At 44.3% G+C, this 23,868-nt stretch carries 22 protein-coding genes, 16 tRNA genes and 3 rRNA genes; 3 read left to right on the top strand and 38 right to left on the bottom strand.

The features are described from left to right. Nucleotides 1-61 precede the first annotated feature (61 nt). The 3 genes from ACXAF2_RS13115 to ACXAF2_RS13125 all read right to left on the bottom strand — a co-directional run bounded on the left by ACXAF2_RS13115 (nucleotide 62) and on the right by ACXAF2_RS13125 (nucleotide 2,247). Nucleotides 62-889, bottom strand: coding sequence for a carbohydrate ABC transporter permease (locus tag ACXAF2_RS13115; protein ID WP_148968227.1), 828 nt, complete (start codon nucleotides 887-889; stop codon nucleotides 62-64). Then, the gene (locus tag ACXAF2_RS13120) at nucleotides 889-1,830 is read right to left on the bottom strand and encodes a carbohydrate ABC transporter permease (protein WP_475139291.1); all 942 of its coding nucleotides are present in this window, start codon (nucleotides 1,828-1,830) and stop codon (nucleotides 889-891) included. Before ACXAF2_RS13120 ends, ACXAF2_RS13115 begins: the two co-directional genes overlap by 1 nt. A gap of 343 nt (nucleotides 1,831-2,173) precedes the next feature. Beyond that, nucleotides 2,174-2,247 (bottom strand) — tRNA-Gly (locus ACXAF2_RS13125). A gap of 373 nt (nucleotides 2,248-2,620) precedes the next feature. On the opposite strand from ACXAF2_RS13125, the gene ACXAF2_RS13130 reads away from it, so the two are divergent. The 3 genes from ACXAF2_RS13130 to ACXAF2_RS13140 all read left to right on the top strand — a co-directional run bounded on the left by ACXAF2_RS13130 (nucleotide 2,621) and on the right by ACXAF2_RS13140 (nucleotide 3,933). Next, the gene (locus ACXAF2_RS13130; protein ID WP_475139293.1) at nucleotides 2,621-2,821 is read left to right on the top strand and encodes a hypothetical protein; all 201 of its coding nucleotides are present in this window, start codon (nucleotides 2,621-2,623) and stop codon (nucleotides 2,819-2,821) included. A 19-nt stretch (nucleotides 2,822-2,840) separates the two neighbouring features. Continuing rightward, nucleotides 2,841-3,023 (top strand): hypothetical protein, encoded by a 183-nt coding sequence (locus ACXAF2_RS13135; protein ID WP_475139295.1) that lies wholly within the window; start codon nucleotides 2,841-2,843, stop codon nucleotides 3,021-3,023. 67 nt (nucleotides 3,024-3,090) lie between these two features. Next, a complete protein-coding gene (locus ACXAF2_RS13140; RefSeq protein ID WP_475139296.1) occupies nucleotides 3,091-3,933 on the top strand; it encodes a hypothetical protein in 843 nt (280 codons plus the stop codon). A gap of 227 nt (nucleotides 3,934-4,160) precedes the next feature. On the opposite strand, the gene ACXAF2_RS13145 is transcribed toward ACXAF2_RS13140, so the two are convergent. The 35 genes from ACXAF2_RS13145 to ACXAF2_RS13315 all read right to left on the bottom strand — a co-directional run bounded on the left by ACXAF2_RS13145 (nucleotide 4,161) and on the right by ACXAF2_RS13315 (nucleotide 23,812). Then, nucleotides 4,161-5,117 carry a hypothetical protein gene (locus ACXAF2_RS13145; RefSeq protein WP_475139298.1) on the bottom strand — a complete coding sequence of 319 codons (957 nt, stop codon included), beginning with the start codon at nucleotides 5,115-5,117 and terminating at the stop codon, nucleotides 4,161-4,163. Next, complete coding sequence (locus tag ACXAF2_RS13150) at nucleotides 5,089-5,724, bottom strand: DUF6932 family protein (RefSeq protein ID WP_475139300.1); 636 nt, start codon at nucleotides 5,722-5,724, stop codon at nucleotides 5,089-5,091. The genes ACXAF2_RS13145 and ACXAF2_RS13150 overlap by 29 nt, the downstream gene beginning before the upstream one ends. 36 nt (nucleotides 5,725-5,760) lie before the next feature. Then, on the bottom strand, nucleotides 5,761-6,210 hold the full coding sequence (locus ACXAF2_RS13155; protein WP_475139302.1) for a phBC6A51 family helix-turn-helix protein: 450 nt from the start codon (nucleotides 6,208-6,210) through the stop codon (nucleotides 5,761-5,763). Beyond that, complete coding sequence (locus tag ACXAF2_RS13160; protein WP_475139304.1) at nucleotides 6,207-6,599, bottom strand: hypothetical protein; 393 nt, start codon at nucleotides 6,597-6,599, stop codon at nucleotides 6,207-6,209. Before ACXAF2_RS13160 ends, ACXAF2_RS13155 begins: the two co-directional genes overlap by 4 nt. A 120-nt stretch (nucleotides 6,600-6,719) precedes the next feature. Further along, on the bottom strand, nucleotides 6,720-7,415 hold the full coding sequence (locus ACXAF2_RS13165) for a hypothetical protein (RefSeq protein WP_475139305.1): 696 nt from the start codon (nucleotides 7,413-7,415) through the stop codon (nucleotides 6,720-6,722). A 54-nt stretch (nucleotides 7,416-7,469) separates the two neighbouring features. Beyond that, nucleotides 7,470-7,817, bottom strand: a complete 348-nt coding sequence (locus ACXAF2_RS13170) for a hypothetical protein (protein WP_475139307.1) — start codon at nucleotides 7,815-7,817, stop codon at nucleotides 7,470-7,472. A gap of 121 nt (nucleotides 7,818-7,938) precedes the next feature. Further along, nucleotides 7,939-8,061: a hypothetical protein gene (locus ACXAF2_RS13175; RefSeq protein WP_475139309.1), complete on the bottom strand. Its 123-nt coding sequence runs from the start codon at nucleotides 8,059-8,061 to the stop codon at nucleotides 7,939-7,941. Continuing rightward, nucleotides 8,058-8,375 carry a hypothetical protein gene (locus ACXAF2_RS13180; protein WP_475139310.1) on the bottom strand — a complete coding sequence of 106 codons (318 nt, stop codon included), beginning with the start codon at nucleotides 8,373-8,375 and terminating at the stop codon, nucleotides 8,058-8,060. The genes ACXAF2_RS13175 and ACXAF2_RS13180 overlap by 4 nt, the downstream gene beginning before the upstream one ends. 46 nt (nucleotides 8,376-8,421) lie before the next feature. Beyond that, nucleotides 8,422-8,637 (bottom strand): helix-turn-helix transcriptional regulator, encoded by a 216-nt coding sequence (locus tag ACXAF2_RS13185; RefSeq protein ID WP_475139311.1) that lies wholly within the window; start codon nucleotides 8,635-8,637, stop codon nucleotides 8,422-8,424. A gap of 124 nt (nucleotides 8,638-8,761) precedes the next feature. Next, nucleotides 8,762-9,439 (bottom strand): hypothetical protein, encoded by a 678-nt coding sequence (locus ACXAF2_RS13190; RefSeq protein WP_475139313.1) that lies wholly within the window; start codon nucleotides 9,437-9,439, stop codon nucleotides 8,762-8,764. A 99-nt stretch (nucleotides 9,440-9,538) separates the two neighbouring features. Next, on the bottom strand, nucleotides 9,539-11,371 hold the full coding sequence (locus ACXAF2_RS13195; RefSeq protein WP_475139314.1) for a hypothetical protein: 1,833 nt from the start codon (nucleotides 11,369-11,371) through the stop codon (nucleotides 9,539-9,541). A 372-nt stretch (nucleotides 11,372-11,743) separates the two neighbouring features. Next, complete coding sequence (locus ACXAF2_RS13200) at nucleotides 11,744-12,067, bottom strand: hypothetical protein (RefSeq protein WP_475139315.1); 324 nt, start codon at nucleotides 12,065-12,067, stop codon at nucleotides 11,744-11,746. 50 nt (nucleotides 12,068-12,117) lie between these two features. Next, nucleotides 12,118-12,318 carry a helix-turn-helix transcriptional regulator gene (locus ACXAF2_RS13205; protein ID WP_475139317.1) on the bottom strand — a complete coding sequence of 67 codons (201 nt, stop codon included), beginning with the start codon at nucleotides 12,316-12,318 and terminating at the stop codon, nucleotides 12,118-12,120. Between the two features lie 591 nt (nucleotides 12,319-12,909). Beyond that, nucleotides 12,910-13,488 (bottom strand): recombinase family protein, encoded by a 579-nt coding sequence (locus tag ACXAF2_RS13210; RefSeq protein ID WP_475139318.1) that lies wholly within the window; start codon nucleotides 13,486-13,488, stop codon nucleotides 12,910-12,912. Between the two features lie 457 nt (nucleotides 13,489-13,945). Further along, nucleotides 13,946-14,707, bottom strand: a complete 762-nt coding sequence (locus ACXAF2_RS13215) for a hypothetical protein (RefSeq protein ID WP_475139319.1) — start codon at nucleotides 14,705-14,707, stop codon at nucleotides 13,946-13,948. Nucleotides 14,708-14,880: 173 nt separating this feature from the next. Beyond that, nucleotides 14,881-15,858: a tyrosine-type recombinase/integrase gene (locus tag ACXAF2_RS13220; protein ID WP_475139321.1), complete on the bottom strand. Its 978-nt coding sequence runs from the start codon at nucleotides 15,856-15,858 to the stop codon at nucleotides 14,881-14,883. 128 nt (nucleotides 15,859-15,986) lie between these two features. Next, nucleotides 15,987-16,070, bottom strand: a tRNA-Leu gene (locus ACXAF2_RS13225). An 8-nt stretch (nucleotides 16,071-16,078) separates the two neighbouring features. Beyond that, nucleotides 16,079-16,152, bottom strand: a tRNA-Cys gene (locus ACXAF2_RS13230). 7 nt (nucleotides 16,153-16,159) lie between these two features. Further along, a tRNA-Gly gene (locus ACXAF2_RS13235) sits at nucleotides 16,160-16,234 on the bottom strand. A gap of 4 nt (nucleotides 16,235-16,238) precedes the next feature. After that, nucleotides 16,239-16,310 (bottom strand) — tRNA-Gln (locus tag ACXAF2_RS13240). Between the two features lie 39 nt (nucleotides 16,311-16,349). Then, nucleotides 16,350-16,425, bottom strand: a tRNA-His gene (locus ACXAF2_RS13245). Nucleotides 16,426-16,436: 11 nt separating this feature from the next. Then, nucleotides 16,437-16,510 (bottom strand) — tRNA-Trp (locus ACXAF2_RS13250). A gap of 120 nt (nucleotides 16,511-16,630) precedes the next feature. After that, a tRNA-Tyr gene (locus tag ACXAF2_RS13255) sits at nucleotides 16,631-16,714 on the bottom strand. A gap of 19 nt (nucleotides 16,715-16,733) precedes the next feature. Continuing rightward, nucleotides 16,734-16,809 (bottom strand) — tRNA-Thr (locus tag ACXAF2_RS13260). Between the two features lie 19 nt (nucleotides 16,810-16,828). Next, nucleotides 16,829-16,904, bottom strand: a tRNA-Phe gene (locus tag ACXAF2_RS13265). A gap of 18 nt (nucleotides 16,905-16,922) precedes the next feature. Next, nucleotides 16,923-16,999: transfer RNA gene (locus ACXAF2_RS13270), tRNA-Asp, on the bottom strand. A 106-nt stretch (nucleotides 17,000-17,105) separates the two neighbouring features. Next, nucleotides 17,106-17,179, bottom strand: a tRNA-Met gene (locus tag ACXAF2_RS13275). 17 nt (nucleotides 17,180-17,196) lie between these two features. Continuing rightward, nucleotides 17,197-17,272, bottom strand: a tRNA-Val gene (locus ACXAF2_RS13280). 38 nt (nucleotides 17,273-17,310) lie between these two features. Then, nucleotides 17,311-17,385 (bottom strand) — tRNA-Glu (locus ACXAF2_RS13285). A gap of 19 nt (nucleotides 17,386-17,404) precedes the next feature. After that, a tRNA-Ser gene (locus ACXAF2_RS13290) sits at nucleotides 17,405-17,496 on the bottom strand. Nucleotides 17,497-17,502: 6 nt separating this feature from the next. After that, nucleotides 17,503-17,577 (bottom strand) — tRNA-Asn (locus ACXAF2_RS13295). Nucleotides 17,578-17,584: 7 nt separating this feature from the next. Then, nucleotides 17,585-17,701: ribosomal RNA gene (rrf, locus tag ACXAF2_RS13300) — 5S ribosomal RNA — on the bottom strand. 298 nt (nucleotides 17,702-17,999) lie between these two features. Continuing rightward, nucleotides 18,000-20,936, bottom strand: a 23S ribosomal RNA gene (locus ACXAF2_RS13305). 199 nt (nucleotides 20,937-21,135) lie between these two features. Beyond that, a 16S ribosomal RNA gene (locus tag ACXAF2_RS13310) occupies nucleotides 21,136-22,687 on the bottom strand. The 16S, 23S and 5S rRNA genes sit together here with 15 tRNA genes alongside, the layout of an rRNA operon. 258 nt (nucleotides 22,688-22,945) lie before the next feature. Continuing rightward, the gene (locus tag ACXAF2_RS13315) at nucleotides 22,946-23,812 is read right to left on the bottom strand and encodes a nucleotidyltransferase-like protein (protein ID WP_475139322.1); all 867 of its coding nucleotides are present in this window, start codon (nucleotides 23,810-23,812) and stop codon (nucleotides 22,946-22,948) included. Nucleotides 23,813-23,868: the final 56 nt, after the last annotated feature.

Below are 23,868 nucleotides of genomic sequence, written 5' to 3' on the forward strand. Positions count from 1 at the left end.
ATAAATTATTTTATATAAATTTCTGTATCAATGATAGACCATCTCGACAGAAACTTTATATCTACTTGATTGACCCTGAAGCAATACCTTTGATGATATGCTTCTGTAAAAATAAGAAGAAAATGATGATCGGTGTAATGCCAAGCACCAATGCTGCAAGACCCATATCCCATTGCTTCGTATACTGAGCAAAGAACGAACTCGCTGCCAGTGGAATCGTACGCAGTTCTGCATCCTGTAATACAAGAAGAGGAAGCAGATAGTCATTCCAAATCCATAAAGTGTTCAGAATGATCACGGTCACTGTTATCGGTTTTAGTAATGGGAAGACAATTCTCCAGAACACACCAAACTGACTACAGCCATCAATCATAGCGGATTCTTCAATTTCAATCGGAACGGTTTTCACAAAACCATGATACAAGAAAAGAGAAAGTGGTACCCCAAATCCGAAGTACATGATGATCAAACCTGGAATGCTATTCGTAAGTCCCAACGTCCCCCCTACTTTCATAAGAGGAATCATCACCGTTTGGAATGGAATGACCATGGCTGATACAAAGATGACAAATAATATTTTGCTGAACTTCCCTGGCGTACGTACCATCTTCCACGCCGCCATAGAGCTGATAATCACTAATCCAATGTTGCTGAAAACAGTGATGACCAAGGAGTTCCAGAATGCACGGGGGAAGTTGATGATCTCCCACACTTTCGCATAGTTAGAGAAAACAAATTCCTTTGGCCACGCCGCCGCATCGATCAAGATCGCTGCAAATGGCTTCACCGAGTTGATCAGTACGAAGTAGAAAGGGATAAGGAAAATGAGCCCTATGACAATACCGATAATCTCTAATACAAACGTTCTTTTCGTATAGCGATTGCCCATTACGCCTGAACCTCCTTCTTCTTCGTCACCATCACCTGAATCGTCGTAAACACTGCCACTACCACAAAGAACAGGATCGATTTCGCTGTTCCCAGGCCATAACGGTTATTCTGGAACGCTTCTTGATAAATATTGATCGCCACAGATTGTGTAGAATTGAATGGCCCCCCACCTGTTAACGAGATATTCAAATCGAATATTTTAAAGGCCATTGAAATCGTCAAGAAGAAACAAATCGTGAACGCCGGTAAAATCAACGGAATGATAATTTTCGTCAACAACGTCCAGTTTGATGCTCCATCTATCCTCGCTGCTTCCAAAAGTGAATTATCCACCCCTTGCAATGCCGCTACATAGATGACCATCATATAACCACTGATCTGCCATGCAAACACAATGACAATCCCCCAGAATGCCGTCGTCTCATCACCAAGCCAAGGCATTTTAAAGAATCCTATATCCGTCATATTCCCGAGAGATGCAAACCCTTTTACAAAAATGAACTGCCAGATGAACCCGAGTAGCAATCCACCGATCACGTTCGGAATAAAAAACACTGTCCGTAAAATATTACGGGTTTTCAATGCCGCATTCAACAGTAACGCAAATCCAAAACCTATTAAGTTACTAATAAACACAGCCGCAAACATAAACTTCGTCGTAAACATAAAAGAATTAAAGAACGTCTTATCATCCGTAAAGATCTTACTATAATTCTCAAACCCAACCCACTCAACAACCGAACTGACACCATTCCATGAAGTAAACGAATAATACACACCCATCAAGAATGGAAGAATCTGAATCACTAAGAAAAATAAAAGTGCCGGTCCGACAAAGGCAGCATACGTCAGCAAACTCTTATACTTAAACTTCTTCTTCGTCACTGCTTTCATTTGTGCGTCTGGGCTTACTGGTCCAGTCTGAATCTTTGGTTCCACCCGTATCACCACCTTAATCATGTAATCGCTTTCTTACATTATAATGGCAGCGCTTTCTTAAAAAGGGGAACTCAATTGACAAAGAAGGTGCAAAATTTTGACTAGATGGGTTTGGATGTAGTGGGTGGTGGGAAAATGAAAAGGTTGGTTTTCTTTAAGCTCAGTTAGGTGCACGTAGGGTGAAGTGCGTTTTTGAAAATATATTGGTATTAATCGAAAGTAAATAGAGCGCAGTCGATCAGATAAGCGTCAATAACGTTGAAGATGATGCTTAATAGATGACTTTTCATAAATAAACAATAAAAAAGACTTCCTCTAATGAGAAAGTCTATCGTATGTAAGTTGGAGCGGGTGAAGGGAATCGAACCCTCATCATCAGCTTGGAAGGCTGAGGTTTTACCACTAAACTACACCCGCGAATGGTACCGGTGGCCGGGATCGAACCGGCACTCCAGAGGAACACGATTTTGAGTCGGTTACAAACTGGTTTATGCTGCTCGATGGCTTTACCGTGCATTTAAACGTTCATTAGACGTAACGACTAGCGTACGACTGTGTTGCCCCGTTTCCTGTTTATTATATTACGATAGTTCACGATAAAATGCAAGGGGTTATCCGAACTTTTTCGTAGATTCGTTGTATAACGATGCTAGACGGTTGGACTGGTCGAGTAACCGAAGTTAATTGCGTCAGAATCGTCCTCTCAGCATTCAGTTATTGACGTATGATTAGCCGAGTTATATGCTTAGATTACAACAGGAAATAAACGGAAATACGAGGTGCTTTAGTCGTGATTACAGTCGAAATACGAATACGCGTGGATGGTATCGGCGTGATTCAATTCAACCAATTTAGAGAGCCGTTGATCCCGAATGTTAAACGATGGCTATACGAGGTTCAAAAAGAGTACGGTTATCGCGAAGTTATCATCGAAAAGGTACTCGCAGATGATCGAGACATAACACACGAAATCAAAGGGGGACTATCATAACGTGAATAAGTGGAAGGCGATGTTACTCGTGCCAGGTGATGATGTAAACGAGGTGCCGAAAATTGACGTACATATAATGAAGCAAGACGGCGTGTTTATCGCGGATGCGATTAGAGATAACCGGATTCAAGCGCAAGTAGAAGATAACAGTCCATTCTTTGCCGCAATAATTGCGTACAAGTTTGCTTTAGATAAAGAATAGATGCACTATTAATTTTAATGGTTACAATAAAAATTTTTTCAACTCTGGTTCAGAGAGGAGTTTCATATTGGAATTAATAATATTTACTGTATATACTCAAGCAAAGTTTACAATTGATATTATTGTTGGTCTAGCTACTACAATAGCTGCAACAATGTCATACCTTGCAGTAAAAAATGCATCTGAAAGCAATGCTTTAGCAAGAAAACAGATGAAAGACAATGAAGTTTTTCTCGAAGAAAATAATAGACCTGTTTTGGAGGTTTTTATAAAGGACTATAAAGTAAATTTAAACAATTCTTATCTTGTAGATTGGGAAGAAGAAATAGATGAATTCAAGCCAAAATATGCCTCTTCATTCTATTTAGAACTCAAGAATATAGGGAATGTGACGGCTCGTAATATTCAACTTTCATATTATTATGAAGGAATAGATGATATTTTAGAACAAATTAAAGAGGACCCAAAATTTACAGACCTTTTTGAAGGTAAAGAAATAACTATAACCCATAGAAAAAAACAAAATGGAACACATGAGTTTAATCAGTTTATACTAAGTGAACGAACAGTGGATAACCAAACAAAAAGAGTTATGGTAGATGATGCTGCCTATTTAGAATTTTACGGATCTTTACAACCAAGTTCTCATGAAAGTACACGTACTAAAATCCACATCCCAAATACGTATGTCTATTTTACCAACATTTTCGCTTCTAAAATTCAAGATGAGGATTTAAAGCTTAACTTACTTTTAAAAGTTTCCTATACAAACCCGTATGGCGAAGAATATCTTCAGTCCTTTAAAGTCTTAAATAAAGTCAAACACGTTTCTTTCGGTTCTAGAAATGAAATTGTCGGGAAGTTCGTAATGGAAGAAATAGCGAATAGAAGATTGGAAAAAGATTGTTAGAATTTCCAACACTATAAAAGTAATTTTTCACCGTAGCAATTATATAATAAGACCTTATGATTATAATAAGTATTGGAAATTCTATGAATACGTTTCTACTTCCGTAAAACACCGTTCGACTGAGCACGAATCACCTACCAACCGGATAAATTATTAAGGTGCGGCGTCTCGAGTTTTAGATCGAGGTCTTTCTATTAGAAGTAAAATTAAAAGCCCACGAATGCGGGCTATTTTTTATGCTCTATATCATTTAACAACCATGTCACCTTAACCTTTTTCGAGTTCGTATAGTGCACTGTCTGCTTCATAAGAGTAGCACTGTAATCTTGGTTTAAATCTAACACCGCTACCTTGCTTAGAACTTCTTTATTTATCTTCCCAGCTATTCTTTCCCCTAAATCAGAGATAATTTCAAATGATTTCGTTCGTATATTCGCCCCCGTTAAACGGCCTTTGACTATCTCAACGCTTTCTTCTGTTGCGGAAAATTTACTTAATAGGTTATAGACCTGTCTTGCAGTTTCTTTAGATATAGACGATTTCTTATACGATTCCTTCGGAGAAATCCAATCAAAATCTAGAGACGTTCCTAAATCTACGATTGCCTTTGAGAAATTTTGATAATTTTTAATTGTCCTACCACCTAATGATGTAACAATTTCAGTTAGTTCATTTTCTTTATCCGAGGAGTTTAACAAAGTAAATAGCTCCTCTATAGTTCTTGTTTGTTCAGGTTGTTGTTCAAAAGATTCTTGCAGGGAATGACTCATCTCTAACACCGCTTTAAATGATCCCGCCCTAGTTTCTTTTAAGATAAAGGTATTTTCGTCTAGGATTCTGCTAGGAATCTTCCCTCGCTCATTTTGATTATTGTGCATAGAATTCGCAATGCTATCTGTTAAATCCTGTAATCCACCTAGAATCAACGTTAATTCCCTTACTGAGACTTGACCTGAAGGTAACGACTCTGGGTGTAAAGTTACAATTACCTCTTCTTTGTGAAAGGATTGCTTAATATCCTCTTCTTTCCTGCCGAGGTCCAACATCCTTTGGTCTAACGAAGATAATTGGAGGTCTATTAAATAATCAGGAAAACCAAGAGTTTTCATTTCATTTTCAGCTTCTGCTTTAATCTGCCGCGTTTCCTCAATCTGTTCATTTATTCTCTCTAGAGGAGATACCACTTCTTTCACCTCCTAATAATAAAAGTTGCTCTTCAGGAAATTCCACAATTCCCTTTGGTCTACGCTGTCTGTCAAACCCAAACTGACCCATCCAATACTTATCCATAATAGTCATTCGATCGGGGAGCAAGGTTAATTCTTGTGGAGAAAGGTTTTCTAATGTATAGCAAAAGTATGCGTCGCAGTTAAGACGCCTTGAAACCTCATTTACAGTATACCCAATTTGTTTAGAAACTTCCTCACCTTTAGCCTGAATAACTTTAGGACAATAAAATACAATAATGTCCATATCATTGGGATTTGGCTTTTCAGTGACGTAACTTCCGTCTAACCACATGTATGCCGGCGGTAGAACTTTATTTAACTCCTCAATCCATTCACAAAAATCTTTGTAAATTCTTTCACGGGTAGCCGATTCTGTAAAATCCGCAACGAATTGTTTTTTAAAATCCTCTACATTATATTCATGAATACCAGGAAGTAGATTACCATCTGGTAAAAATTCAGGCAACTTAAACCACTCTCTTCTAGTAATATAGTAACTAAATTGTATATTAATTCCTATTTTTAAACAATACAAAATTCTAGAAGAGTCGTTAGTAATCATTATTAGCACCTAAAATGCCTTCAATCTCTCCCCCTGTTAGTGTTTAATTTTTGCTCGTAATTCCTCGATTTCCTTTGCGATTGTTTCATCGTTTAGTGGTTGTGCTCTCGAGCTTGATTCGTCGGCAGTTACCACTTCGCTCCGTTCGACCAGGCGTCCGCTAAGTTTATAGTAAAGATCGAGTGCCTTCATCGATGGAATCCCGTTAGCAGACGTTCCCTTTATCGCTTTAATAAGCTGACTATCGACCAGGCTTCGAAACTCGATTAGCTTTACTTCAGAAAGCTGCTCGCAATACTTAAGGAAAATCGGTTCCTGTCGCCAATGGTATAGCGTCTTCCGGTCAACACCGACATCCTCTGCGATTTCCTCTAATGACTTCGTTTCATCCTTATTGGCATAATCGTTGTTAACTAGCATGTGCGCTGCTTTGACTTTCTTCGGGTTATCATCGAATATCACCGTTTCTAATTCTCGAATATTCATTTCACATTCCTCCATTCTGCGTGTTGATCGTTTTCAAACTGTTCCCGTTGTTCCTCTTGTTTAATTGCTAGTCCATGAACTTTTGATAACAATCTTAGTAACCGAAAAGTAAAGCTAATACGTTTGCTTATTTTATGTTGCGTGAGCACTTCCTCTTGAGTAAGCGCATTGTTAGTCTCGATAGCTCTTAGTAGTGCCCCGAATGTCGCACCGTATAGTTCCGCATGACTACCTTCAAACTCTGACGCTTCTAGTTTCATGCGTATCTCTTCGGTGGACTCGATTAGCTCCGATACGTCTATATGGATCAATTGTTTATGCCTATTAAGAATGTCTACGTACCCGATAAAGAATGAATGGTGCTTGGAAAGTTCGTCTAGTTCCCGCATTAAAACACTCCTTCCGTGATTAAAAATAAAAGGAGTCCCGTTTAAGGCTCCCGTGGATTAGTAAACTCTAATCATCGACACTCCTCCGCCTGGCAGGTAGCTTCATCGGAGCTGAACGAGTTATTTCCAACGTCTAACTGTTTTAATTTGGTTGTACTCGATGTTTACCGTATGAGGAAGTGCCTCGGCAACCTTCGAAGATAAAAGATCGAGATTCCGAACGTCTTTCACTTCTCGGATTAGCTTACGTTGGTGCTTCTCGTCACTCAGTTTATCGAGCACCTTTCCGATGGAGCCTTGTAATGCAGTCTTCTGTTCATCCGATAAACGTTTAATATCTTCCGCTGCTTCTCGAACAAACTCCTCTTTTGCGTAATCACTAACCGCCATTTGAACACCGAGCGTTAATCGATTAGCTAGCTGCTCTGCGATTCGCTTATCAGACTCACTAACGGTAACACTAGCTCGTGCCGATTTAGTCCGAGCCTCGTCGATAGCTTCCTCTTTATATTCCTTGTACTCCGCGTCGAGCTTAAGGCTGTCTTCTTTATACTTAGTTTTCAGTTGCTCGAGTTCGTACGCCTTGACCTCACGAGTATGGGCCGGGTTCTCGCTTCCTTTAATTCGTTTTTCTCCCGACTTAAACTGTTTTGTCAGATCCTTCGCTTTTTTACGGTAGTCATCGTACTCACCAAGTTGGATTTTAGTTGCTACGCCTGACTCCGTTAACCTTGTCGCCTCTTTGTTATCGACTTTGTATACTTGATGTTGGTTGTAATCGCCCTCAGTATTAAATAAAAATACTCTCTCTTCCATTAATAATCGCTCCCTTAGATTAGTTTTGTAATTTCGTAGATTATTGACCTATCTTTATCTGAATGGGTTCCACGTGTTCCTATTCGACTTGCTCTTACTTTCTCCTTTACCGTTTAAGCCTGCCGATTCGGTAAACTCTCGAGCTTGTCGTTTGACCTCGTCTGCATACTCGCTATCATCGATGTATCTTACGTACCTGTCTACTTGTTCAATCGGCATACCCGCATCAGTAAGTGACTTACGTTTTAATGCGTCAATGTACATACCTTTATAATCGGGATACTCGGCGTCAATCTCCGCTTGGATGTCCACTAACTCCTTGTCTACCTTCGCTCTTTCTCGCTTCAATCGTTCCTTTATGATGCGGTCAACTTCGTCCTGCGTGAACGTTTTCTCTTCCATATAAATCCCTCCCCCGTTTAATTGTGATTAGATATTATTCTCTTGGCGTTGTCTCGGTTGCCCTTGCCCTTCGCTTCGCTCTGAGTATCCCGTGAACTCACGTACTGACGTTGTTCGCTTCCTAATATCGATCACCTACCTTCGTTTCCTCGATTACTTCGACCTTTTCAAGTATCTCGTCCACTACCCTTTCAAGACGTTCTATTTTCGATAAAATCGAAAGAAAAGCGTACTCTTCACTCATTCCTCGCTCACCTCCGTCGCCTCAAGGATTTCAACGAGCTCACTCTTTGTCACAAGCGCCCTGACCTTCGAAGTAAAACCGTTAACGTCCTTTGCCCTCGCCTTTATTTCCGAATCTGAATCGAGAATGTTCGGTATCATTCGAGCGTCCATAGATTCGATTAGCCATAACCCGGATCCTATTTCAGCGATAACAGTCGGCTCCTCGCGACGTACGGTTATGAGTCTATTTAGTTGATGTAAGAATTGATTCGTTGACAACTGCCCTTTTTGATGCACTTCAAGTATTCGCTTTGCTTCGGATTTAATGTCCATTTCGTTACCTCCATTCATTTTATTATTTCGTTCTCGTTTGACGTTACTATTCTACGAGTCTCTTTTGATTGCCGAGGTACTCGATGAATTCGTCGCTGGCCTGGAATCTTCTCGCTAGTTTTGACGATACAATTTCACTTACATCTCTATGTCCTGCTTCGATCATGCCGACTGCTGATACGGATATCCCCAAGAACTCTGCGTATTGCTGCTGAGTCATCTCGAGGTATAGTCTTATCGCTTTGAACCGTTCTTTCGTCACACAAATCACTCCTTTTATCACGTTTTATTAAAAAATAAAGAGACGAAGAATTGATCGAATATAGCCGGCTAGGCACTCGAACAAACGTTCGTCTTCTCACTTATATGGGGCTCTCTCCACCGCTTTAACACGCTTCTTTCGGGGTTTCTTTGGGTTTTCTTCGGTTACCATCTTTTGGCTTGTTTATTTCCCGTTCCAGTGCATCGTATTCGCTAGCCCATTCCCGCCTACGTGTGCGATCGTTTACTGACTCGGACATATTCGGCAAGTAGAACCATTCCGGTAGCAGTGAACCTGTTTTCTCAAGTCTACGTTTTGCGTCACGGTGATTTACTTTACATGCTTCCGAACAATACTTAGAGTCTTTTCGCTTGGCACGTTTGCCTCGGAAATTGTCGCGGTCAATCGGGTAGACGTTCATACAGAATACATGCTTGCACCTGCGCCACTTACACCGTTCGGTCTTGTAATCGTCCCATGTCCGGTAACCGAATTCGATTAAATCCTTGTAATCGCTATACAAAGACATAATTGAGTAAACGTTCCTATTCTCAATAAAGCTACGATCATAAACCGGAGGATTCGCACGGATCCATTCAATCTCGAGTCTTTCGTGATCGGCAATTAGCATATTGGCGAATCCTTCAAGTGTAGTCTTCGGATTTGCTCGCTTGAGTGTTACGTTATCAACGTTAGTAAAACGTTCGAGTCCGGTTTTCTTTCGGTAGCTAAAGTCTTCCCCATCGTATTTAACTAAGTGCTTCGCTTCCAGTCGCTTTAAATCGTTTAGTTCCGTGGTCATTAAAAATCGCTCCCCTTTACGTTTGTTTTATGAGTCAACTATTTTCTTTATAAAGAACAACAAAGGATTGAAATTCCTCGGTTTTGTTGAGTTGTGTTATTACTCCCCGCCGTTTTTCTTGAACTTATACCGTGCTATCTCGATTCCTAACTCTTTACAGACATCCTTTATTCGATCTCCTTTCATTATCTTTTTAAAGTTATCCTCTTTAACTCCGAGTTGCTCACGTACTTGCTTTTTAGCGATTTCCTGCCCGTGAACCATTGACTTAAGGAACTCAACGACCGTATCCTCTTGTGTGCTTTCACTGTGAATTAACTTATCAACCGGACTGTACGATTCTTGACGAGCCTTCGGGTATTCCGCATAAATAAGATCCATCATCGAACGGTCTTTGTTTAGTACGTAAATGTTAACGTCCTGCGACTTGTTATTCGCACGCATACGGTTAATTTCTTGTGTAAAGTCTACCGCTTGATCGAGGTCACGGTACTCAGCTACTAATGGGTCGTCGAGTTTTATGCCGTGTTTCCCTGGCGTTGTGCCCGCTTTTACTTCACGTTCAATGAATCCGTCAAGCAGCACTTCGGTAGCCCCGCGATAAACGTACTCACCTTTGAACATGTTACCGATATAAACCGCGGTGTCATTGTCACGGTAGTCATTACTGCCTCGGCCACCGTCGTAATGCTTGAGCTTGAATGCCTCGTTCCCTTCATAGTGTGGCGCCAGTGCCTCAATGTAATCTTTAGTTGCTACGATTAAAAGCTGTCCTCCGTGTTTCAGTTGGATACGCTTGCACTCGCTGACAACGTTGGGCACGTTTACCTTTCCTTGCTTCAACTGATTACCGGAAAACAGATACTCGTCGCAAAAATGAAATACCATGTTCTCACCGTGATGCTCGGGCGGGGGCGCTAGTACCGTGAAGTCGTTATCTTTTGTGATGTAGTTTGGATCGAAGCGTCCTGTACCGTCCATAATGAACGTTTTGTAGACCGTCCAATCGTAGGCGATACGGATTGTGCTCGAGTATTTGAACGTGCCGTGCATGTTATCGACTGACCCTCCCTCAGCGATTAGTGTTTCGAGCGCCCGGAACTTGGCTACGTCGTCATGCCCGTATCTAGCGAATAGTGCCGCCTTTAAGCTCTGTGGTAACTGGAACCCTTCGTGTGCAGGCACTTTGTCGCCGTGTTCAAGACCGGTGTCTTCAATTCGATTGCGTAGCTCTCGAAGTAGCTCGTAGGTTCCTACATACTGATCGGCGCCAACCATTCTAATGTCTTGCATGAATTTCGTTAAGTCTTGTGCGGATATTAGTGAAGATACTGTTAACTTCGGGCGCTCGTCGATGAATAGGTTGCCCCGACGTATCTTACGATTGGTGCCGTGCAGTACGAAGCTACCGAAGTCTTTCAGCCCGTTCTTGACCGTCTGTAACCGTAACTGCTCCATCGACATTAAAACGATTGGGTATCGCTCCTGTTCGGCAAACTGTGTATCGTACTGCTCGCGTGTTTCATACTTGTCGCTTCCTTTGATGTAGTAGGCGTACCTACCGTTCTCCGCGTTGATGTAGTCCGCAAGTACCTCGAGGTCTTCAATCTTCTCTTTAACGACGATAGCACCATAGGTTGGATCCGTGCGCACAATATGATGAAGGAATGTCTTCAAGCCGGTTGATTTTCCGTAACCTGGCGGGCATGCGAGTATAACCGGTTTAGTTAACGTCTGCTGCTCCTTGAACCCGTCGAACATGTGGTACGCGAACATTAATTCGCTCGGTGTCCGTTGCCTGCGGTCTTTTTTATCAAGTTCAACTTCCCACTGCTCGACTAGTGCGTGTGTTTCCCTATCATATTTACTCGGCGGTACTGACGGTAAATCCGCCACCTCTCGTGTACCCGTAATGATTTGGTTGAATGTCATGAAATCGACTCCCCTTCATATATTAATTGTCGCGCCGGGCGACTAGCGTTTTAATCGTTGTTTCGTGAAGGGTACTCTTTCTATACATACTATACAATCAGTACCCGTCACTCCGTTTCGATGGTATCCATACAGTATCCACCCGTTAGCATCGATTCCCCTTCTGTCTATACGTTTTACGTTACTCTTCACTATTGCGTTGGCAATCTTTGATTGCGCGAGCTTGCGAGCTTATATCTCGTTGGCATCGTTATTAAAGGTAGTAAAGGTCACTTCGCTCCCGTACTCCTTTCAGTCGCACCAATTGATATACCAATATGTGTCCGAGAATGGAGACTATAACCGCAGCACACGTATTCTACGTTAATCCTATTAAAAGAACCCTTGTCGCTCGCAATCCTCTGACGGCTGCAACTCTTCGTATCGTTGACCCTCGTATTGGCTCGCTAACACAACTTTTATGTCAAATGCCGGCTTGCCACTAAAGTAATCGTGAATACCTTTATCGCGATCACCCTCGCCTAGTAACTCGAATACATCGGCACCTCCGAACATCCCGTATCCTTCGTATTCCGGCTCAAAGTACGTTTTGCTTGGCGTGATAAGATAGCACTTGCTTTGCTCCGACTCACGTCCTCGGTACACACTTGCTACTCTTTTTCTACTTACTGCACACTTCCAACTGAATAAACCCATTTAACATCGCTCCCTTTGATATTTTCGTATTTTAGTAGACTTGCCGTTCCTCATTCCGTAAATTCTCGTACCTTAGAAATGTACTCAGCTCCATAAACCGCATGGATCCTTCGTTTCGTTTCATCCGATATGATTCGTCGTCCTTGTTCGATGTAAGACACTAACGAGCGACTGACTCCGATTTTCCTGGCGAACTGTTCCCGTGATAGTCCGTTTAATGTACGTATTGCTTTTAATGTCTCCCGCTGCATTCCGTTTCCTCCCTGTAAGTAATCCGTGACTGATGATTAAAAAGTACCTTCAATATCTAATAACAAAAAAGTATTTAAATTTGGGACATTTCACCTTCACTTACTAGAACCAATTTGCCCCTCATTTGTGCAACATCAAATTTTAAAGCCGTCACTAACTAATAGACCAAAACGCACCATTCGTGGGACATCTGCCTTTAAAGTTTTTATACCGACTCGTTTACCGTGCTACCCTTTAAACGAACGATTCCTGGGAAGCAACGTCACACAGTCAACAAAACCCTGTAAACTTACTTGCGAGGATTTTAAACCCCGCGTCGATTAATTAAAATGTACCAAATGAAGCCCCGACACTGCTCTCGAGTCAACGTCTTCAATCGAAGTCCTGGCGTGACTTTAATGAACTTTATTACAATTTCTTTACAAGCCCCCCGACACTATCGTCCGACTCTGCAAACGTGTTTGTCTTCTTTGTTGCACACCAAAAAGACCACCGACAAAACATCGGTAGCCGTTCGTTCACTATGTAGATTTACCGGGAAACGCCCTCACGGAGGACGAACACCTCCGAAAACTCAGGGGTTGAAGAGTTTATTCTTTTTTCAGTTTCGCATATAACGTAGCCCTTTTTACGCCAGTTAGTTTACAGATATCAGCGATACTCATTCCGTTGTCTTGTTTATTCCGGTACAATTCGATAGCCTTTCGAAGTTCCTTATCGCTGCTACTCGCCGGACGTCCCATGTGTTTACCGTTCTTCTTCGCACGATCCCGACCTTCCGTTGTCCGTTCAACGATTAAATCACGTTCAAACTGAGCAAAGGAACCGAGGATGTTAAACATTAACGTGTTCATGCTGCTAGCGTTCTCACCCGCATCGAATCGCATGTTATCTTTAATAAATACGACACTAACGCCCTTCGCGTTCAACTCCGACACAATCTTATTCAAATCGGTTATGGATCTCGCCAACCTATCAATTTTCGATATATAGACGGTATCTCCCGCTCGAACGTTGTCTAGCAAATCAGCGAGTGCCTTACGTGGCGCCGTACTAGTACCTGTTACCTTCTCAACGTATAACTTCTCGCACCCTTCCGCTTGTAATAACGATTGTTGCGTTTCCAGGTCTTGCCCTACAGTTGATACTCGTGCATATCCGATTTTCATTCCGATTACCTCCCGATTATTACATCTATAAGTCTGCTATCTTTTATACGTTTAATTATAGACTAACTTCTAGACGAATATCAAGATGAAAATCGATCAATATTTACGGTTTTATCCACGCGTCTATAAGTTAACACTTTTAGACGATTGAAGAACTCGTTATTCTATTTCCCCACAACGCCCCAAATTCAAGGCGTTTCAAGGGTTGCATACATGAGAATACGTATTGATAGTTTGATTGATTAACCCCCCCGGGGGCATTCACGCTCTCGTCGGGCTGCCGGGTTAATGAAAATATCTTACAAATTTATCCAAAACCTCAGGGATCGAGTGCTAACGTCTAGCTGACGTACCTACTCCCGAGTCCACTGACGTACCCTGACGTCCCTCCCTCCGATAGCATATCGATGGCTCCTATGTGTACGATGAGGGAGAAGGTAGGGACGCCTAGCTGACGTCACCAACTAAACGATTCCTCGAGTGATAGACGTCTGAATAGCTTTCGTAGAGACACGTAAAGGTACCCTTCTAGCTTATCGATTGTCCCTTGCTTTAATCTACGTACACAGTCGAGAACTACTGTCTTAAACGGCTCTGCATGGTGCTCCAATCGAATATCCCGATGAACGGCAGCTTTCGCTCTAAATACAATGCCCGTTAAACGTTGTAGGTCACTCGTTTCATAGAAAGGACTTAGTGCCTCGTATATTGGCGTTGGAATACAATTCTTAATTGCCGTACTCGTATCTAATATGTAAGGATCTTGATGCTTATATTCAAGTGATTCGGATTGAGTTTCGTCAGTTTGTCCTTTGTCTGACGTAGCTTCATCGGGGATTACTGTGGTTTCATTCTGAGGTGTCACTAGTATTACGTTAACGGATTTCTTTCGGCTGGCACCGTAGCCATTCCACTTCTTTAACGTAGGGATTACATCGATCATGCCGTATTCTTTTAGCGTCCTGACAGCCCTGATAACAGTTGATTTCGACTTACCTACTGCTTTACCTATCGTATCGTACTTGGCGAAACTAACGCCCAGGACACGAAGACTTGAACGACCTAAAAACAATAGCACATCGATAACTGATTCGGGTACCTCGTCTGCTCGTAGTTGCTCTATGTATTCGTAAATTGCGTTATCCATCTCGGACTGCTGCCGAAACGTGGCGTGCTCTTTTAATTCGATTAAATCGGTAGTTAAATAGACTTGATCCATTACGTTGCCCTCCATTTGAAGGACGGTAATACCCGTACGTATGTTCGGTTAAAATCGCATAGTAAAGACACTTGCGAAACTACCGTTTTTTGCGATATACTTTACTTGTCGAGTAGGTCGTATATCATTCGTCTTTATGTCGGGTGGTTGCGTCCTTTTTTATTTGCCTTCGTTTATAAGTCGAGACTGTTCAACGGTGAAAACTCCTTGTGCCTGTCCGATACCTCGCTCGAGTACAAATTCACGTAAACCCGTACCATTTCCATCGAGGAATGTCCGAGTATCTTCTGTAATTCGAATATGCCTGCTCCGTTCATCACGGATAACTTCGCAAATGTATGTCGGAGTGTATGCGGTGAACATCGAACCCCTTTTATGCCCGCCTTCTTCCCGTAATGTGAGACTAACTTCTGCAAGGCGCTCCGGGTCATAGCCGTTTCATCTATCGTTACGAATAAGTGATCCGTCTCGCATGTGCCCCGAACCTTTAAGTACCTTCGTAGCTGCTCCTTCATTTTCGATGTAATCGGAACGTATCGGTGCATGTGATTTTTCGTGTTTCTAACGAAGATTTGTCCCTCGCTGAGTTTAACGTCCTCCACCAGTACACCGGCTACCTCGTTCAAACGTAGTCCTGTTTCAAGCAATAATAGTAGATACGTATAGTCTCGTTGCCCGGTAAAGGTTCGTAGGTCCGGTGCATTTAACAACCGTTTCAACTGTGTTAGATTAAACGTTTCTATGTTCGCCTTCCTATCCTTTAGCAACGGGTATTTCTTCATCGGGTTGTCATCGATGTATTTCGAATCTCCCAGGAAATTAAAAAGGGTCCGTATCGCTCGTAGCTTCGTATTGATCGTCCCTACCTTTAGCCCACGTTCCTTCTGCATGTCCTCGATAAATTTGTCGATGTCATCGCGCACGACCTGGTTTAAATCTAACGGTCTATCCTCGCGCACTAAGTATTTTCGAAAGTCATTGCACTCACGACGGTAGTAATTTAACGTGTACTCTCGTAAGGCTTTTCGTTCTCCGTCTGCTATGAATAGCCGTAACCCCTCGTCAAAATGGACTTCACGCCCCTTTAAGGACTTTTCCACGGCTTGGATCTCGGCTCCATTTAATCGATTATCTCGTCTACTTTTTCGCAAATAAAAAAACCCCGCCTTCCTATCGATTAGGAAAACGGGGCTTAACGGTGCGTACGACCATTTAAAAGGTCATTACACGAAAAAAGACGACGCCTACGTTAGTAGAACGCCGTCATATGTACGATAAATGGTACCGGTGGCCGGGATCGAACCGGCACTCCAGAGGAACACGATTTTGAGTCGTGCGCGTCTGCCAATTCCGCCACACCGGCATTACATTTGGAGGCGGCAACCGGATTTGAACCGGTGATCAGGGTTTTGCAGACCCATGCCTTACCACTTGGCTATGCCGCCTTAATATTGGAGCGGAAGACGGGATTCGAACCCGCGACCCCCACCTTGGCAAGGTGGTGTTCTACCACTGAACTACTTCCGCACTACTGGGCTAGCTGGATTCGAACCAACGCATGTCGCAGTCAAAGTGCGATGCCTTACCGCTTGGCTATAGCCCACTGATAGTATATGTCACGGAAATGAAAATGTGACTTTTATGGGGCGACTGATGGGAATCGAACCCACGAATGCCTGAACCACAATCAGGTGCGTTAACCACTTCGCCACAATCGCCATGATAAAATTGGCAGGGGTAGTAGGAATCGAACCCACACCAAAGGTTTTGGAGACCTTCGTTCTACCTTTAAACTATACCCCTATGAAATATAATTAGTTTCCAGTGAATCCTCATGCTATTCCCTTTGAAGCATATTGTTCCGCTTCGCTGCGCAAAGTTTAAGAAATATTATTTTACTTCGTGACGCTTCGTAAAAAATCTTGGTGGAGGGGGGCAGATTCGAACTGCCGAACCCGAAGGAGCGGATTTACAGTCCGCCGCGTTTAGCCACTTCGCTACCCCTCCACATATTAAATCACTCGAGTGGTGCCGGCAAGAGGACTTGAACCCCCAACCTACTGATTACAAGTCAGTTGCTCTACCAGTTGAGCTACACCGGCATCAAGTAATAGTGATAAATGGTGGCTCAGGACGGAATCGAACCGCCGACACATGGATTTTCAGTCCATTGCTCTACCAACTGAGCTACTGAGCCACTATGTAAAAATAAAAATGGCGGTCCGGACGGGACTCGAACCCGCGACCTCCTGCGTGACAGGCAGGCATTCTAACCAACTGAACTACCGGACCAGAGTTTTTTGCGTCAGCAAAATAACTTTCATTACCTCGCGATAGCGAAAATAACTATCCATGCGTGACTCTTCAAGGATTATCCTATCCTAAGTCAAAAATGGTATTGCGGGGACAGGATTTGAACCTGCGACCTTCGGGTTATGAGCCCGACGAGCTACCGAACTGCTCCACCCCGCGACGATATAATTTGTTAATGGTGGAGGATGACGGGATCGAACCGCCGACCCTCTGCTTGTAAGGCAGATGCTCTCCCAGCTGAGCTAATCCTCCGAAATATTGATTGTTTATTACTTTCAAATAGAAAGTGTTGGTGACCCATACGGGATTCGAACCCGTGTTACCGCCGTGAAAGGGCGGTGTCTTAACCGCTTGACCAATGGGCCTTAATAAGAAGAAAAATTATGGCGGAGAGCAAGGGATTTGAACCCTTGAGACAGCATTAACCGCCTACACGATTTCCAATCGTGCTCCTTCGGCCACTCGGACAGCTCTCCATATGATGGCTCCGCAGGCAAGATTCGAACTTGCGACCGATCGGTTAACAGCCGATAGCTCTACCACTGAGCTACTGCGGAACGATATGCCTGGCGACGTCCTACTCTCACAGGGGGAGATCCCCCAACTACCATCGGCGCTGAAGAGCTTAACTTCCGTGTTCGGCATGGGAACGGGTGTGACCTCTTCGCCATTGTCACCAGACTATTTCTTGCCTCTTTTTTAAGGACAAGTACTATTATATCGCGTAGATAAATTTTTTCAAGGTTTTTTTATATTTTCATATAAAATTTATTCCCTGAAAACTAAATAAAGAATTGATGTCAAGAAAGCCGAATACCGACCAATTGTTGCATCTACTTCTTCAAGTAGATACCATTCCAGCTCTGGCGGCTAGAGACTCGAGGTCATTTCAGTTCAATCAGCTGAGGGTAAAAGGCACCCTCTTCTGATTGCCCAGAAATACTTGTCGTCTCTGTTCAAGCCGCCTCCGCTTTATAGTGTGGTTAAGTCCTCGATCGATTAGTATCAGTCAACTCCACATGTCGCCATGCTTCCATCTCTGACCTATCTACCTAGTCATCTTCTAGGGATCTTACTCACATACGTGATGGGAAATCTCATCTCGAGGGGGGCTTCATGCTTAGATGCTTTCAGCACTTATCCCTTCCGCACATAGCTACCCAGCGATGCCTTTGGCAAGACAACTGGTACACCAGCGGTGCGTCCATCCCGGTCCTCTCGTACTAAGGACAGCTCCTCTCAAATTTCCTGCGCCCACGACGGATAGGGACCGAACTGTCTCACGACGTTCTGAACCCAGCTCGCGTACCGCTTTAATGGGCGAACAGCCCAACCCTTGGGACCGACTACAGCCCCAGGATGCGATGAGCCGACATCGAGGTGCCAAACCTCCCCGTCGATGTGGACTCTTGGGGGAGATAAGCCTGTTATCCCCGGGGTAGCTTTTATCCGTTGAGCGATGGCCCTTCCATGCGGAACCACCGGATCACTAAGCCCGACTTTCGTCCCTGCTCGACTTGTAGGTCTCGCAGTCAAGCTCCCTTGTGCCTTTACACTCTGCGAATGATTTCCAACCATTCTGAGGGAACCTTTGGGCGCCTCCGTTACTCTTTAGGAGGCGACCGCCCCAGTCAAACTGCCCACCTGACACTGTCTCCCACCCCGATAAGGGGCGCGGGTTAGAATTTCAATACAGCCAGGGTAGTATCCCACCGATGCCTCCACCGAAGCTGGCGCTCCGGCTTCCAAGGCTCCTACCTATCCTGTACAAGCTGTACCAAAATTCAATATCAGGCTACAGTAAAGCTCCACGGGGTCTTTCCGTCCTGTCGCGGGTAACCTGCATCTTCACAGGTACTATAATTTCACCGAGTCTCTCGTTGAGACAGTGCCCAGATCGTTACGCCTTTCGTGCGGGTCGGAACTTACCCGACAAGGAATTTCGCTACCTTAGGACCGTTATAGTTACGGCCGCCGTTTACTGGGGCTTCGATTCGCACCTTCGCTTGCGCTAAGCACTCCTCTTAACCTTCCAGCACCGGGCAGGCGTCAGCCCCTATACTTCGCCTTACGGCTTCGCAGAGACCTGTGTTTTTGCTAAACAGTCGCCTGGGCCTATTCACTGCGGCTCTCTCGGGCTTGCACCCTACCAGAGCACCCCTTCTCCCGAAGTTACGGGGTCATTTTGCCGAGTTCCTTAACGAGAGTTCTCTCGCTCACCTTAGGATTCTCTCCTCGCCTACCTGTGTCGGTTTGCGGTACGGGCACCTTTTTCCTCGCTAGAGGCTTTTCTTGGCAGTGTGGAATCAGGAACTTCGCTACTATAATTCGCTCGCTATCACAGCTCAGCCTTATGCGATGATGGGATTTGCCTCATCATCAGCCTAACTGCTTAGACGCACATATCCAGCAGTGCGCTTACCCTATCCTCCTGCGTCCCCCCATTGCTCAAACGGAAAAGAGGTGGTACAGGAATATCAACCTGTTGTCCATCGTCTACGCCTATCGGCCTCGACTTAGGTCCCGACTAACCCTGAGCGGACGAGCCTTCCTCAGGAAACCTTAGGCATTCGGTGGATGGGATTCTCACCCATCTTTCGCTACTCATACCGGCATTCTCACTTCTAAGCACTCCACCAGTCCTTACGGTCTAGCTTCGCAGTCCTTAGAACGCTCTCCTACCACTGACACCTAGAGGTGTCAATCCACAGCTTCGGTGATACGTTTAGCCCCGGTACATTTTCGGCGCAGAGTCACTCGACCAGTGAGCTATTACGCACTCTTTAAATGGTGGCTGCTTCTAAGCCAACATCCTGGTTGTCTAAGCAACTCCACATCCTTTTCCACTTAACGTATACTTTGGGACCTTAGCTGGTGGTCTGGGCTGTTTCCCTTTCGACTACGGATCTTATCACTCGCAGTCTGACTCCCATGGATAAGTCTTTGGCATTCGGAGTTTGTCTGAATTCGGTAACCCGATGAGGGCCCCTAGTCCAAACAGTGCTCTACCTCCAAGACTCTTACACATGAGGCTAGCCCTAAAGCTATTTCGGAGAGAACCAGCTATCTCCAAGTTCGATTGGAATTTCTCCGCTACCCACACCTCATCCCCGCACTTTTCAACGTGCGTGGGTTCGGACCTCCATTCAGTGTTACCTGAACTTCATCCTGGACATGGGTAGATCACCTGGTTTCGGGTCTACGACCACATACTCAATTCGCCCTATTCAGACTCGCTTTCGCTGCGGCTCCGTCTCATCGACTTAACCTTGCATGGGATCGTAACTCGCCGGTTCATTCTACAAAAGGCACGCCATCACCCGTTAACGGGCTCTGACTACTTGTAGGCACACGGTTTCAGGTTCTATTTCACTCCCCTTCCGGGGTGCTTTTCACCTTTCCCTCACGGTACTGGTTCACTATCGGTCACTAGGGAGTATTTAGCCTTGGGAGATGGTCCTCCCAGCTTCCGACGGGATTTCACGTGTCCCGCCGTACTCAGGATCCACTCAAGAGGGAATGAAGTTTCAACTACAGGGTTGTTACCTTCTTTGACGAGCCTTTCCAGACTTCTTCGTCTACTTCATTCCTTTGTAACTCCGTATAGAGTGTCCTACAACCCCAAGAGGCAAGCCTCTTGGTTTGGGCTACATCCCGTTTCGCTCGCCGCTACTCAGGGAATCGCAATTGCTTTCTCTTCCTCCAGGTACTTAGATGTTTCAGTTCCCTGGGTCTGCCTTCCATACTCTATGTATTCAAGTAAGGATATTGTTCCATTACGAACAATGGGTTCCCCCATTCGGAAATCTCTGGATCAAAGCTCACTTACAGCTCCCCAAAGCATATCGGTGTTAGTCCCGTCCTTCGTCGGCTCCTAGTGCCAAGGCATCCACCGTGCGCCCTTCATAACTTAACCGAATTGGTTGTTACATCAGGTTTAAAACCTAAAATGGCGATACTCGGTAATTTCTTGACTATCAATTATATCTTTATCTAGTTTTCAAAGAACAAACACTTTTTGATCTCGTAAGAGACAAAAAGTTTTGATGGATATCAAACCATCAAAACTGAACAAAACTTCGACGTGTCAAACGTTTTAGTTAAATCTTCCTTAGAAAGGAGGTGATCCAGCCGCACCTTCCGATACGGCTACCTTGTTACGACTTCACCCCAATCATCTGTCCCACCTTAGGCGGCTGGCTCCAAAAGGTTACCTCACCGACTTCGGGTGTTACAAACTCTCGTGGTGTGACGGGCGGTGTGTACAAGGCCCGGGAACGTATTCACCGCGGCATGCTGATCCGCGATTACTAGCGATTCCAGCTTCATGTAGGCGAGTTGCAGCCTACAATCCGAACTGAGAACGGTTTTATGGGATTGGCTAAACCTCGCGGTCTTGCTGCCCTTTGTACCGTCCATTGTAGCACGTGTGTAGCCCAGGTCATAAGGGGCATGATGATTTGACGTCATCCCCACCTTCCTCCGGTTTGTCACCGGCAGTCATCTTAGAGTGCCCAACTGAATGCTGGCAACTAAGATCAAGGGTTGCGCTCGTTGCGGGACTTAACCCAACATCTCACGACACGAGCTGACGACAACCATGCACCACCTGTCACTCTGTCCCCCGAAGGGGAAAGCCCTATCTCTAGGGTTGTCAGAGGATGTCAAGACCTGGTAAGGTTCTTCGCGTTGCTTCGAATTAAACCACATGCTCCACCGCTTGTGCGGGCCCCCGTCAATTCCTTTGAGTTTCAGTCTTGCGACCGTACTCCCCAGGCGGAGTGCTTAATGCGTTAGCTGCAGCACTAAGGGGCGGAAACCCCCTAACACTTAGCACTCATCGTTTACGGCGTGGACTACCAGGGTATCTAATCCTGTTTGCTCCCCACGCTTTCGCGCCTCAGTGTCAGTTACAGACCAGAAAGTCGCCTTCGCCACTGGTGTTCCTCCAAATATCTACGCATTTCACCGCTACACTTGGAATTCCACTTTCCTCTTCTGCACTCAAGTCCCCCAGTTTCCAATGACCCTCCACGGTTGAGCCGTGGGCTTTCACATCAGACTTAAGGAACCACCTGCGCGCGCTTTACGCCCAATAATTCCGGACAACGCTTGCCACCTACGTATTACCGCGGCTGCTGGCACGTAGTTAGCCGTGGCTTTCTGGTTAGGTACCGTCAAGGTACCGCCCTATTCGAACGGTACTTGTTCTTCCCTAACAACAGAGTTTTACGATCCGAAAACCTTCATCACTCACGCGGCGTTGCTCCGTCAGACTTTCGTCCATTGCGGAAGATTCCCTACTGCTGCCTCCCGTAGGAGTCTGGGCCGTGTCTCAGTCCCAGTGTGGCCGATCACCCTCTCAGGTCGGCTACGCATCGTCGCCTTGGTGAGCCGTTACCTCACCAACTAGCTAATGCGCCGCGGGTCCATCTGTAAGTGATAGCTAAAAGCCACCTTTCAACATTTCCTCATGCGAGGAAATGAGTTATCCGGTATTAGCCCCGGTTTCCCGGAGTTATCCCAGTCTTACAGGCAGGTTACCCACGTGTTACTCACCCGTCCGCCGCTGATTGATGGGAGCAAGCTCCCATCAATCCGCTCGACTTGCATGTATTAGGCACGCCGCCAGCGTTCGTCCTGAGCCAGGATCAAACTCTCCGATAAAAGTTTGAATAGCTCTTAAAAATAAATCTAGAATTAACGTTGACGTATTGTCTTGTTTTGTTCAGTTTTCAAGGTTCAATGTGTAATCGCTTCGTTTAAGCGACTTTTTTATCTTACCAAGTTATGGAGTTACTGTCAACAACTTTTTAAGATTTTTAAGTCGCCACTGACCGCTCGTTGTCGTCGTTCAGCAGCGACATTTACTAATATAACAAGGTTTCATATTGAAGTCAACGAATAATTAATATTTCACTATAATTATTTTACTGCTCGATAATAGCGGTGATAAATCCCTTGTCCCTTTGTCTCTACATTTACAATTTCAACGAGTCCTTTGTCTGTCAGATATTCAATGAGCATGCTTAAATCCACTGAATAATGTTTGGCCTCTGAATGATTGAGAAGGTCCTGGAATGTCCAATGTTCTTTCTGGTTCAGAACGCTTAATAGATGTTCAGTTGAAACATTCGTCCTTGAGTGAATGAGAAACTCGCTTGCCAGAAACAGCAGTTCAAGTCGTTTATCGATCTCTTCATCACTTGTTACGAGTTCTTCATACAATTTGTAGATTTCAGGTTCTATTTGTTTTACCTGGTTCCATACTGTAACCTCCGGATGAAATCCGTTTTCGATAACTGCAAGCCTGGCGAGATGGTGTAAGGAATGGACAATGTGATTATAGGCATCTAAATAATGTTTACTTTCAAAGAATTCTTTACCATCCATGTAACGACGAATCAGTTTGGCAAATTCCATCCCCATCTTTATCTTTCTGCCATAGAACGGGAAATCTCTTAACTCTGTTTTAAGATTATGAATATATTCGTTGCGATCGAACAGTACCTTTCCATTAAATAGCCAATCGATCACTTTTCGGTTGGACCCGAGTAATATCCACTCATTTAACTTAGCTTCCGTTACGATATGTAAGGCTGCCTTCTGTTCTTTATAAGAATAGTGTTTAATGAATACCGGCTCTTCAGCTTCTTTCACCACTAGAAAAAGGACAATATCAAAAGTATCCGTTAACGGACTGGATTTCTTGCTTTGTTCTATTAAAAGCGCTCCTAAAGTATTGGGGTGACTTGTACGCTCTTGGTATAACGGTCGTAAAATGTCTTCCATTTCATACTCCTCCACATCACTCATTGGTTGGTTACTATTTCGACATTCAAAGGTGA

The organism is Rossellomorea sp. ABR4_004 (genome assembly GCF_056159585.1).